A 12,674-nucleotide genomic window follows, 5' to 3' on the forward strand; every position below is an offset into this window, starting at 1 on the left:
GCTTGTTTTCTTTCTTTCCCTTACAAATTTCACGTGTTTTTTCTGTCTGTCAATTTTATATTCCATTAAGTTGTTGAATCTTGGCTTTCCGCTCTAAAAAATTCTGTATCTCCGTCACACTTTTGAGTACAATTCTTCGGTTAAATTCTACTCATAAATGATGAGCTAAAATGTTTGAAATCAATCCTATTAAAAACCGTCTGCAGGATGTGTCTGAACGCACAAATATCCTGAGGGGGTATCTTTGACTATGACGCTAGAAAAGAGCGTCTAGAAGAAGTAAACGCAGAATTAGAACAACCGGATGTATGGAACGAACCTGAGCGTGCTCAAGCGCTAGGTAAAGAACGTTCTGCATTGGAAGCAGTAGTAGAAACGATCGACCAACTTGACCAAGGTGTTGAGGATGTTGAGGGTCTATTAGAGCTTGCGGTTGAAGAAGAAGACCAAGAAACGTTTGACGAAATCGAACCAGAACTTGCAGAGCTAGAAGCTAAGCTAGAAAAACTGGAATTCCGTCGTATGTTTGCTGGCGATCACGACGCATCAGATTGCTACATCGATTTACAGTCAGGCTCGGGCGGTACAGAAGCTCAAGACTGGACTTCAATGATGTTGCGTATGTACTTACGTTGGGCAGATTCGAAAGGCTTCAAGACTGAAGTGATCGAAGTGTCTGATGGTGATGTTGCTGGCCTTAAAGGCGCAACGGTACGTATTTCTGGTGAATACGCTTATGGTTGGTTACGTACAGAGACAGGTGTTCACCGTCTAGTTCGTAAGTCACCATTTGATTCAAGTGGCCGTCGTCATACTTCATTTGCATCTGCGTTTATCTACCCAGAGATTGATGACAACATTACGATCGATATTAATCCTTCTGACTTACGTATTGACGTATACCGTGCCTCTGGTGCTGGTGGTCAACACGTAAACACCACGGAATCGGCGGTACGTATTACTCACGTTCCAACCAACACCGTGGTTCAATGTCAGAATGACCGTTCGCAGCATAAGAACAAAGACCAAGCGATGAAGCAGCTACGTGCTAAGCTTTTTGAACTTGAGATTCAAAAACAAAATGCTGAAAAACAAGCGAGCGAAGAAACGAAATCAGACATTGGTTGGGGCAGTCAAATCCGCTCTTACGTACTGGATGATTCTCGTATCAAAGATTTGCGCACCGGCATCGAAAACCGTAATACTCAAGCGGTTCTTGACGGTGACTTAGACAAGTTTATTGAAGCTAGCCTGAAATCAGGTCTATAAGCTTTACCAACTATTAAGCTTTACCAATAATATTGGTAAAAATGCCTATATTTTCAAAAATATAGCTGTCCAAATTATAAAAGCAAGGTACATCTCTAATGACTGATGCTGTTCAAAACGAAAATGCACAAGAAGCTTCTTCACCTGAAGAGAACAAACTAATCGCTGAGCGCCGTAGCAAGCTGGATCACATCCGCTTAAACTGCAAAGCGAACGGTCACCCAAATGATTTCCGTCGCGAGCACCTAGCTGGCGATCTTCAAGCGGAATTCGGTGAGAAGACTAAGGAAGAGCTAGAAGAGCTTAACCACATCGTTGCGATCGCTGGTCGTGTCATGGCGAAGCGTGGTCCATTCCTTGCGATTCAAGAAACTTCTGGTCGTATCCAAGCATACGCAGCGAAAGACGTACAAAAAGTACTGAAAGAGAAGTACCAAGGCCTAGATATCGGTGACATCATCGGTGTTAAAGGTGCGCTTCACAAATCTGGTAAAGGCGACCTTTACGTGAACATGGAAGAGTTTGAACTGCTAACGAAAGCACTTCGTCCTCTACCAGAGAAGTTCCACGGTCTAACTGACCAAGAGATGCGTTACCGTCAGCGTTACGTTGACCTAATCGTGAACGAAGACTCTCGTAACACATTCATCGTGCGTTCTAAGCTTGTGTCTTCAATCCGTAACTTCATGAGCTCAAAAGGCTACCTAGAAGTTGAAACGCCAATGATGCACGTGATCCCAGGCGGTGCTACAGCACGTCCATTCATCACTCATCACAACGCATTAGACATCGACATGTACCTACGTGTTGCACCTGAGCTTTACCTTAAGCGTCTAGTGGTTGGTGGTTTTGACCGTGTATTTGAGATCAACCGTAACTTCCGTAACGAAGGTCTATCTCCACGTCACAACCCAGAATTCACAATGATGGAATTCTACCAAGCGTACTCTGACTACAAAGATCTAATGGATCTAACTGAAGAGATGCTAAGCACAGCAGCGATGGACGTTCTTGGTTCTACTTCTATGCCTTACGGTGACGAAACGGTTGAGTTCGGTGGCACTTACGCTCGCATGAGCATGTTCGATGCAATCAAACACTACACGCCTGAAAATGCAAACATTCAAGCTCTGACTGAAGATGATCTTCAGAACAGAGAATTGATGGTTAAAATTGCAGAAGAAGTGGGTCTGTACGTTGAGAAATTCTGGACTTGTGGTCAGCTTCTTGAAGAGATCTTTGGTGAAACGGCTGAGCCTCAGCTAATTCAACCAACGTTCATCACGGGCTACCCAGCGGATATTTCTCCACTGGCTCGTCGTAGCGACAGCAACCCATTCTTCACAGACCGCTTTGAGTTCTTCATCGGTGGCCGTGAAGTAGCGAACGGTTTCTCTGAGCTTAACGATGCACAAGACCAAGACGAGCGTTTTAAAGCGCAAGTTAACGCAAAAGACGCGGGTGATGACGAAGCTATGTACTACGATGCAGACTACATTACTGCACTAGAGCACGGCCTACCGCCAACAGCGGGTCAAGGTATTGGTATCGATCGCCTAGCGATGCTATTTACTAACACGCACACAATTCGTGACGTGATCTTGTTCCCGGCAATGCGTCCTCAAGCGTAATACTCGCTTATGTGATGTAACAGCCCATCTAATTAAAAAAGCCACCTTCGGGTGGCTTTTTCTGTTTTTAGGCTGCAAAACCTAGCCTGTACCGCACTCTTGATTCGAAAAACCATTATTTCTGACATAGTCTTACTATTGAGACATAAAATCTAAGATAGTCTCACTACTATACGTCCTGCGCTGAATACGATCTCGTGGCATTTTGTCGAACGATGAAGCAGTGACTCGTATTAGCTTGATTTAAATAAAAATAGAATAAGGAAGAAGGATGGGAACTCAATTTAAGATGGATTCCTTACCAGGTTCTCTTATCGTCGTTGGTGGTGCGTACGAACCCTGGTTATCAGTGTTAGAGCAAGTGGGTTGGCAATGTACCCAGTGTGCAGATTTACGAAAAGCCGATGCCTTGATTGCTGACATTGGCCCATGCATTGGCATTGTGGATCTTAGTCATGATGAGTTTAGCCTTAACGGTATCGCTAATCTCGTGAGTAACAACAAGCAAGTAAGATGGCTCGCCTTTATTCGTGAATCGCAATTGAGCTCTGATACCATTTGCCAATTTATCGTGAACTTCTGTATCGACTTTTTCACGGCGCCAATCCCAGATGCCCAGTTATTGAGTACCATTGGTCACCAACTGGGTATGCTCAAGCTTGAGCAGAAAGTATGGCCAAACTACGGCATCAACAACAATATGGGTTTGCTTGGCGACTCTGTGGCTGTGAAGCGTTTGAGAGACCAAGTAAAGCGCATTGGGCCGACAGATGTCAGTATCCTGATTTACGGAGAGAGTGGAGCAGGAAAAGAGACGGTTGCACGCTCAATTCATCAAAACTCTTCGCGAGCGCAAAAGCCATTTTTAACGGTCAATTGTCGTGCCTTATCTGAAATGAGAATAGAAGCCGAGGTATTTGGTATCTCAGCACAGCCCGCTGCAGCACCTTGTCTGTTGGAAGAAGCCGACGGCGGAACCATCTTACTCAATGATGTATTGGCGATGCCACGTAATCAGCAGTTGAACCTGCTGCGTTTCTTACAAGAAGGTAAAATTGAAACTGCGGATGGTCCTAAACCTGTCGATGTGCGTATTCTGGCCGCGAACTCTTCTGATATCGAAAAGGCATTGATCGAGGGCGACTTCAATGAAGAGCTTTATCATTACATCAATGTTCTGCGTATTCACGTTCCGAGCTTGAAAGAGCGAGTGAGTGATATTTCAGTACTGGCTAATCATTTTTTACGTGAGTATTCAAAAGAGTTTAATGCTCAAGCCAAGAGCTTTTCAGACGATGCTATCCGCTCGATGAATCGTTATCACTGGCCGGGCAATGTGCGTGAGCTGATGAATCAAATTAAGCGTGTCGTGCTGATGTCGGATGCGGTGATCATTGACGATCAACAACTTGATTTACCAAAACAGAATGATGAGCGCCGCAGTCTCAAAAGTATCCGTGAGCGTTCAGAGCGAGATGCGTTGTTGATTGTTCTGGAATCTTATGGTGGTCAAGTATCGTTGGCCGCTAAGGAGCTTGGAGTTTCGCGTGCAACCATGTACAGATTGCTGAATAAACATGGCCTGATTTCTGAAGGTGTTGTTTAGAGCTCTCTATTCATTATTCTATCCAGTTAATGTAAATATAAGAGCCACGCATGATGCGTGGTTTTTTTATATCTATTGCTACAACTTCTCGTTGATCGTTGATCGTTGATTGCTGATTGCTGACAGATTGATAGATTGAGCTATTGGAGGCTCGGTCTTTAAGAGAGATGTTCTGTGATTTTATATAATCATAGTGAATATGTTATATATAAAGTGATATGCAACTGATATTTTGGGTGAATAATTTGTTTTGAAATTGTTAATCAATTATCGGTTGAATAATATACTCACTTGGTTAGACTTTAACCGTGAAAGCAATAGCTTAACAAAGACTTATTTGCTTTTATTATCTCATTTCTTTTTGGATTTTTTAGTTAGTTTGGAGGCGCAAATGAAACATTTCGATTTTATACAGCATATTTGCGCGTCGTTTGATCCGTGTACTGACATGGTGACTGTTATGTCACAAACATCAGCCATGGCCGATCGAAACACCCAAGATAAACCTAACTAATAGATCCGTACCCTTATTTGGCTGCGGAAAAATAGCAGCTAAGTGAGAAGCCCTCATACTATCTAACACGCTATTTTTCCTCAGTTTATTTTACAACTGGAGAGTTATTATGCGTCACTCAGTATACTTAAAACTAGCAACAGTCCTTATCCGTGCAGATCTTCGTCGTGAAGAACGTGAATGGCAACGAAAAGTTCGTCGTAGTTCATACGATCTACCATGGAACAATACTCATTTATTGAGAGATATTGGCCTTGAAGCCGATGGTCGACCAATTGGTTTTTCTGAACCTGAAGTCGTTACGATTGAACGTCGAGTTCGTCACCTTCGTCGAGTCTTAAGCGCGCGAATACCGACGTAATCTTGTGGGGTGATAGCGCCTTTCACCCCTTAAGATAAATATCAGTGATAGTTGTGGCGTCGGAAGTGCAAGCTTTTGAACTAAAACTGGCCAAAAAAGAGAAGCACTTGTTTCTCTTTTTTGCTTTTTTAAGCCGTTATGTGTGCTTTTTTAAGTCGTTATCTAGTAAAGAAAAAGAGTTCTACTACGCTTTATAGAGCAAGGGAGGCTGGCTATGCAAAAGCATCAATTAGATATGTGGTTACATGGAGAGCACAAAGACTCTTATCAAACACCAAAGGTATACGTTATTGGCTGTTCCGATATCTCGGAATATCTATTAGCAGTGGAATATAAACACAAGCTAGAACCGGTAAAGCAAGACGGTGAGCCGCTTCACTTTGGATCCTTGGATCAAGTGAAAGAAGAGTTGCTCCGGCTCGGTTTTGAAAAGGCGTATCTTCGCTTACACAACGCCTATGACGAGTTTGGTAATGAGCCAAGCCAAAGCTACTGCGATATTGAACTGGCGCTCAAACCTCATTAGAGAGCGTTCGTAGCTAGAGATTGATTCTAGTTACAGGCGGTTTGTAACATACTGATAGTTTGGTCCATCTATGCTAGATAAGAGCTCTATGCGTAATGGGTTGTCAGCAATTTATGGGTGAATTGAGTCCGTAGATAGAAACCACGTGGCTTAGTCTTGATAGGTTTTCCACTTGCACCGTAAGCTTCTGTTAACACGCGACTGTTGGCCGCTTTTGGTCTTAAATGCAGTGCTTCACCGTGTCTTGCTGTTATCTGTTCAACATTACCCAACACGATCAACTCCATCAGTTCTTCCCAGTCTCTTTTCAGGAGTTCGTTTTCAGCTAGGCTTGGTGTCCAGAGTAATGGGGAGCCAACATGCCTTTCTGCCAGCGGGATCTCTCTTTCTCCCTCAACTGGGATCCACAACACTTTAGACAGCTTGTTTCGAACGTGACTGGTTTCCCAAGTTATGCCTTGCACGCCCATCAATGGAGCGACACAAACAAAGGTGGTTTCGAGTGGCTTTCCAGAGTAGCCAATCGGGATGCTTTTAAGCTCGATACCGAGTTTGGCAAAATCTTGTTCTGGTTTACTGCCAGCGGGCGCACCCAAGTGCCATTCCAATAGCTGTCCAACCCAGCCTTTATCACGCTTGAGGTTGTTTGGCATCACCATCTCAGCTTCATCGGCGAGCTCTTTAAAGGTCATTCCGGCGATAGCATACGCTCTGTCTAGCAGCTCTTGTTGTGTTTGTGGTTCTGGTTTCATAATAAAAGGCATGATCAAAAAAATGATTTTACCAGAAGTTATCACCATATGACGACTGGTTAAGAAATGATCTCCTTGTTAGGAAAGGGATCAAACTCATGGTTATCCACAGGACATAAAGGTAATTAATTGAAATATTAATTTAGTGGATAAATAAACAGGGGTTTGTGGTGGATTAAATGCTTGCCAAATGGGGTTCAAAATGAATCTTTCACTTACTAGTGTGGATAAACATCGGAGTGGTTGATCTTTAACCATGTTCTGTTTTTGAAAGATCTTTTACTTTTTTAATGTTTTTAAAAATGAAATTCTAATTCTAATTAATTGATTTTTAATTAAATAAATTATATTTACTCGACTTGGTGTTTTTGATGTTGATGAATCTATGGATTAAAAAAAACGATTGCGGGTAATTCTTCACATAGTTATTCACAGAAAAGGTGAATAAATGTGGTCTATGTCTCACTCTTGTGTGGGTAACTAGAATTTGAGCAAAACTTATCCATATTCTTAGTTAATATTCATAAATATAGCGCTTGTCACGTCACTAAGTTTGCTCCGATTGGGGATATGTGGAAAAATCAGAGTAATTAAAAATTTAGATAGAGGTTGGCCAGTGATAGATGGCGATGGTTACCGATTAAATGTTGGTATTGTAATCTGTAACAACCATGGTCAGGTCTTCTGGGCTAAACGATACGGGCAACATTCATGGCAATTCCCTCAAGGGGGAATAGATGAAGGTGAAACTCCGGAACAGGCAATGTACCGCGAGTTGTATGAAGAGGTTGGCCTTACTAAAAAGGATGTAAAGATCGTCGCGACAAGTCGTCATTGGTTACGCTATAAGCTGCCCAAACGACTGGTTCGGTGGGATTCTAAACCTGTCTGTATTGGACAAAAACAGAAGTGGTTCCTTTTACGCTTAGATTGCGATGAATCGCAGATCAATATGCAGCGTGGAAGTACACCTGAGTTTGATGGTTGGCGTTGGGTGAGTTACTGGTACCCAGTTCGACAAGTTGTTTCTTTCAAGCGAGATGTTTACCGTCGAGCGATGAAAGAATTCGCATCTTTAGCAATGCCGTTTAAAGAGCGAAAAACAAAAGGAAAACGCAAATTGCGTAGAGGTTAAGCATGCTCAGTCAACTAAGGGAAATAGTTGAACACGTATCAAGAGTTGAAGATGTGTCGACGGCTCTTGATATTTTGGTTAAAGAGACATGCAGTGCGATGCAGACGGAATGTTGCACCGTGTATTTGGCAAATAATGATATGCAGCGTCTTGAGTTGATGGCAACTCAAGGCCTGATCTTCAAAGGCAATAGCATTCACATTGGTTTTGACGAAGGTCTGGTTGGCCTTGTCAAAAGAAGTGCTGAACCTATCAACCTTGCACAAGCGTCTGCTCACCCTGCTTATAAGTTTTTTCCAGAGCTTGGAGAAAAGGTTTATCACTCTTTTCTCGGCACTCCGATTATCCATCGCAAGCAAGTGCTTGGCGTATTGGTCATTCAACAGAAGTCTCCTCGTTTATTCAGTGAGATGGAAGAATCCTTCCTTGTCACACTCTCAGCACAACTTGCGGTCATTGTGGCGCACGCTCAAACTCAAGGCCATTGGCTTTTAGAGCAACAGAAGCTACCTAAGATTAAAGGCATTGCAGCTTCATCGGGAGTTGCGATTGGTGATTTATGGTGGGATAACACTCAGCCTGAACTCACCGATGTTTATCCAGCATCGACGCTTAATGTTGAAAGAGAGCATGAAATGCTGGCAGTCGCCGTCGAAAATGCTCTCAATGACTTTAAGCGAATGCGAAAGCGCCTAGACAGTGAAATCAATAAAGACGCGTTGGCGATCTTTGACCTGTTTACTCACTTACTCAACGATCCAATGTTGCGTAAGGATCTTAAGAGCCAAATCCAGAAAGGCGATAAAGCCGATTGGGCATTAAGGCAGGTTGTTGAGAGTTACTCGAATCGCTTTGCTCGTATGTCAGACGTTTACCTTCGTGAGAGGGCACAAGACATCCGAGAGCTTGGTCAAAGATTGCTGTATTTCCTTCACAATTCTGAACATGAACTTCGCACGCTAGATAAGCCAATTATTTTGGTGGTTCGAGAGTTAACGGCTTCGGTATTGGCCTCTATTCCCAAAGAAAAACTTTTAGCTGTTATTTCTTTGGAAGGGGCGGCGAACTCACATGCCGCGATTTTATCTCGAGCTTTGGGTATTCCTTCTGTTATGGGGGTTAACCTAAATCTTGCTCAAGCTAATGGTAAGCAAGCGATTGTTGACGGGTATAGTGGCGAGATCTTTATTGAGCCGACTCAAAACCTGCTCAAAGAATATCAAGGGCTGATTCTAGAAGAGAGTGAGCTCTCTTCTATGGTCAATCGAGAATTATACTTACCGGCAAAAACGCAAGACAACCAGCAAGTCGAGATCCTGCTTAATGCGGGCTTGAGTGCCGACACCAATATCGCTATCAACCAAGGCGTTGATGGGGTGGGTCTGTATCGAACCGAAATTTCTTTCTTGTTGCAGCAGAGGTTTCCGTCAGAGGACGAACAGTTCAAGCAATACCGTTCTGTACTCGCGAGCTACCCTGAGAAGCAAGTGGTGATGCGTACACTCGATATCGGTGGCGATAAGGCCTTACCTTATTTTCCAATCGAAGAGGACAACCCATTCCTTGGCTGGCGTGGTATTCGTTTTACGCTCGATCATCCTGACATCTTTATTATTCAGTTACGTGCCATGCTACGTGCGAGCTGTGAAAGCCATAACTTGAGTATTTTGCTGCCGATGATCTCTGGTGCTCAGGAACTGGATGACGCGCTACAACTTATTGAACAAGCGTATGACGAAGTGCATGAGCTTGATAACCGAGTGCGTATGCCTCGCGTTGGTATCATGATTGAAGTGCCATCAATGCTTTACATACTGCCGCTGATTGCTGATAAGGTCGACTTTGTTTCAGTCGGTACCAACGACTTAACTCAATATTTATTAGCGGTTGATCGGAACAATTCACGAGTATCTGATGTCTATGAATCAATGCACCCAGCGGTGATCATGGCATTAAAACAAATTCATGATACTTGTAAGCAACATCAATTACCTGTGTGTATTTGTGGCGAGCTAGCCGGTGATCCTATGGGCGCGTTGTTACTGATTGGGTTGGGGTATGAGACGTTAAGTATGAATACCTCAAATGTCGCGAGGACTAAATATTTGATTCGCCAATCTAACTTGAGTGAATTACAGGATTTGGCAAATAGAGCGCTTTCAAAACCATATGGTAGTGACATATATAGTATGATGCTGAACTATTTCGAAGAGCGTGAATTTACAGGCTTCATTCGAGCAGGTAAAAAATAGGATTTAACGTGTCATATGAACTGATAGGCTTGTTAGCAGGCCTTGGTGCTATTGTTGGTGTTTTAGCTGGCTTGCTAGGCATTGGCGGTGGTTTGCTGGTAGTTCCTGCCTTGCTGTTTTTGCTTCCTAAAGCGGGTATTCCTCAAGAGTTTGCGATGCAAATGGCATTGGCAACCTCGTTATCAACCATTATTGTTACCTCAGGGTCGTCTGCGATTAACCATTTAAAATTGGGTAATGTGGAGCTTTTTGTCGTTAAGTGGTTGATGCCTGGCGTGGTGATTGGTGGTTTCCTAGGTTCTTTTGTCGCCGACGTTATTCCAGCTCAATATCTGCCAAAAGTCTTTGGTGTGATTGTCTTGGTATTGGCGTTGCAGATGCTGTTGTCGATCCGCTCTAAGAGTCAAAAGTTGATGCCGGGTTCAGCTAAGACCATGTTATGTGGTGGCGGTATTGGTTTGGTTTCAAGCTTGGCTGGTATTGGTGGTGGTTCTTTATCGGTACCCTTCCTTAACCATCACGGTGTGGAAATGCGCAAAGCGGTTGGCTCATCCTCTGTATGTGGTTGTGTTATCGCGATTTCGGGAATGTTAGGCTTTATTTGGCATGGCTCTTCTGTAGATGATCTTCCGGCGTATAGCTTAGGTTATGTTTATCTACCGGCTTTGATCGCGATATCTTGTACCTCAGTTCTGACCACACGAGTTGGCGCTAAACTGGCCACTCAATTGCCAACCCCCGTGCTGAAGAAATTCTTTGCGGTATTTTTAATGTTTATAGCAGCCACTATGCTGCTGTAGTGTCTTTTCTGTTAGCTGTTGAGTTAACCGTTATTCAATTTTAGATAGAGAGCCAAGTATGTCTCAGGGTTTTATCGAATTCCCAAATATCGATCCTGTTCTTATTGAACTAGGACCAATCTCAGTTCGTTGGTACGGCCTAATGTACCTTGTCGGTTTTATGTTTGCTCTTTGGTTAGCAAATCGCCGAGCTGATCAACCCGGTAGTGGTTGGACTCGAGAGCAAGTATCAGACTTACTGTTTGCCGGCTTTCTAGGTGTGGTATTGGGTGGTCGTATTGGCTACGTACTTTTCTACAATTTTGGCCTTTTCATTGAAGATCCACTCTACCTATTTAAGGTATGGACTGGCGGTATGTCTTTCCACGGTGGTTTGATTGGTGTGATCACCGCGATGTTTTGGTATGCCAAAAAGAACGGTCGAACCTTCTTTGGTGTCGCTGACATGATTGCACCATTAGTGCCATTTGGTTTAGGTATGGGGCGTATGGGCAACTTCATGAACAGTGAGCTATGGGGTCGTGTTACTGATGTGCCATGGGCGATTGTATTCCCTAACGGTGGTCCACTTCCTCGTCACCCATCTCAGCTTTATGAAATGGCGCTTGAAGGTATTGTACTGTTCTTCATCTTGAATTGGTTCATCAAAAAGCCGCGCCCTCTTGGTTCTGTATCAGGGTTATTCCTAGCAGGATATGGTACATTCCGCTTCCTAGTTGAATACGTACGTGAACCTGATGCTCAGCTAGGTTTGTTCGGTGGATTTATCTCTATGGGACAAATTTTGTCACTGCCAATGGTTATCATCGGTGTGCTGATGATGGTTTGGGCATACAAGCGTGGTCACTACAAAGATGAATTACCACAACAAACGAAGTAAGGAATTGGTGTGAAACAGTATTTAGATCTCTGTCAGCGTATCGTTAATGACGGTACTTGGATTGAAAATGAACGCACAGGCAAGCGCTGCCTAACCGTAATCAATGCTGACCTTGAATATGATGTTGGTAATAACCAATTCCCACTGGTAACAACACGTAAAAGTTTTTGGAAAGCCGCAGTTGCTGAGCTGCTTGGCTATATCCGCGGTTACGACAATGCTGAAGATTTTCGCAAACTAGGGACTAAAACTTGGGATGCGAATTCTAACCTGAATGAAGCATGGCTGAATAACCCTTACCGCAAGGGTGAAGACGACATGGGCCGTGTTTATGGCGTTCAAGGACGTGCATGGGCAAAACCTGACGGCGGTCATATCGACCAACTGAAGAAGATTGTTGATGATCTAACAAACGGCATTGATGACCGCGGCGAGATCTTAAACTTCTATAACCCAGGTGAGTTCCACATGGGTTGTTTGCGTCCGTGTATGTATAGCCACCACTTCTCTCTGCTTGGTGACACTCTGTACCTAAACAGTACTCAGCGCTCTTGTGACGTACCTTTAGGTTTGAATTTCAATATGGTTCAAGTGTATGTGTTCCTCGCTATCATGGCGCAGATCACCGGCAAGAAAGCGGGTGTGGCTTATCACAAGCTTGTTAACGCTCATATCTATGAAGATCAACTTGCACCAATGCGCGATGTTCAGTTGAAGCGTGAGCCTCTAGCTGGCCCTACATTCCATATCAATCCTGAAATTAAGTCTCTAGAAGATTTAGAAACGTGGGTAACGATGGATGACTTCTGGGTTGAAGGCTACGAATGCCACGAAGCGATTAAGTACCCATTCTCGGTTTAATTTAATTAGCTTTGTTTGATTGAAAGGCTGCCTCTGTGCAGCCTTTTTTATTTCTGATGCTTGGCTTGCTTACTATTTGTAAAACCA

Annotated in this window: 11 protein-coding genes; 10 read left to right on the top strand and 1 reads right to left on the bottom strand. The window is 43.6% G+C overall.

Translation table 11 applies throughout. The features are described from left to right. Positions 1-170: 170 nt before the first annotated feature. The 5 genes from prfB (at position 171) to AC3CIA_RS02515 (ending at position 5,907) form a co-directional block, all read left to right on the top strand. A protein-coding gene (prfB, locus tag AC3CIA_RS02495; protein ID WP_099426155.1) for a peptide chain release factor 2 occupies positions 171-1,269 on the top strand; the annotation gives its coding sequence in 2 pieces (ribosomal slippage) (positions 171-245 and positions 247-1,269; 1,098 coding nt in all). Between the two features lie 98 nt (positions 1,270-1,367). Then, positions 1,368-2,900: a lysine--tRNA ligase gene (gene lysS / locus AC3CIA_RS02500; RefSeq protein ID WP_004735013.1), complete on the top strand. Its 1,533-nt coding sequence runs from the start codon at positions 1,368-1,370 to the stop codon at positions 2,898-2,900. A 271-nt stretch (positions 2,901-3,171) separates the two neighbouring features. Next, a complete protein-coding gene (vpsR, locus tag AC3CIA_RS02505; RefSeq protein WP_054547795.1) occupies positions 3,172-4,506 on the top strand; it encodes a cyclic-di-GMP-binding transcriptional regulator VpsR in 1,335 nt (444 codons plus the stop codon). Between the two features lie 623 nt (positions 4,507-5,129). Continuing rightward, on the top strand, positions 5,130-5,381 hold the full coding sequence (locus tag AC3CIA_RS02510; RefSeq protein WP_004735015.1) for a hypothetical protein: 252 nt from the start codon (positions 5,130-5,132) through the stop codon (positions 5,379-5,381). A 214-nt stretch (positions 5,382-5,595) separates the two neighbouring features. Further along, the gene (locus AC3CIA_RS02515; protein ID WP_004735016.1) at positions 5,596-5,907 is read left to right on the top strand and encodes a DUF6482 family protein; all 312 of its coding nucleotides are present in this window, start codon (positions 5,596-5,598) and stop codon (positions 5,905-5,907) included. Between the two features lie 86 nt (positions 5,908-5,993). Here the strand turns inward: AC3CIA_RS02515 and mutH are convergent, their stop codons facing one another. Next, the gene (gene mutH / locus AC3CIA_RS02520; RefSeq protein WP_488518468.1) at positions 5,994-6,659 is read right to left on the bottom strand and encodes a DNA mismatch repair endonuclease MutH; all 666 of its coding nucleotides are present in this window, start codon (positions 6,657-6,659) and stop codon (positions 5,994-5,996) included. Positions 6,660-7,275: 616 nt separating this feature from the next. Here mutH and rppH point away from each other — a divergent pair. From rppH to AC3CIA_RS02545, 5 genes are read left to right on the top strand one after another with little or no spacing between them, the layout of a single operon-like run. Further along, positions 7,276-7,794, top strand: a complete 519-nt coding sequence (rppH, locus tag AC3CIA_RS02525; RefSeq protein WP_004735018.1) for an RNA pyrophosphohydrolase — start codon at positions 7,276-7,278, stop codon at positions 7,792-7,794. A 2-nt stretch (positions 7,795-7,796) separates the two neighbouring features. Next, a complete protein-coding gene (gene ptsP, locus AC3CIA_RS02530) occupies positions 7,797-10,046 on the top strand; it encodes a phosphoenolpyruvate--protein phosphotransferase (protein WP_004735019.1) in 2,250 nt (749 codons plus the stop codon). An 8-nt stretch (positions 10,047-10,054) separates the two neighbouring features. Then, entirely contained in the window at positions 10,055-10,846 is a 792-nt protein-coding gene (locus tag AC3CIA_RS02535) for a sulfite exporter TauE/SafE family protein (protein WP_054548383.1), read from the top strand. A gap of 58 nt (positions 10,847-10,904) precedes the next feature. Next, positions 10,905-11,726: a prolipoprotein diacylglyceryl transferase gene (lgt, locus tag AC3CIA_RS02540; protein ID WP_054548382.1), complete on the top strand. Its 822-nt coding sequence runs from the start codon at positions 10,905-10,907 to the stop codon at positions 11,724-11,726. Positions 11,727-11,735: 9 nt separating this feature from the next. Further along, entirely contained in the window at positions 11,736-12,587 is an 852-nt protein-coding gene (locus AC3CIA_RS02545) for a thymidylate synthase (protein ID WP_171314943.1), read from the top strand. The last annotated feature ends 87 nt before the right edge of the window (positions 12,588-12,674 follow it).

It is taken from the genome of Vibrio sp. QJM3NY_27 (assembly GCF_057785955.1).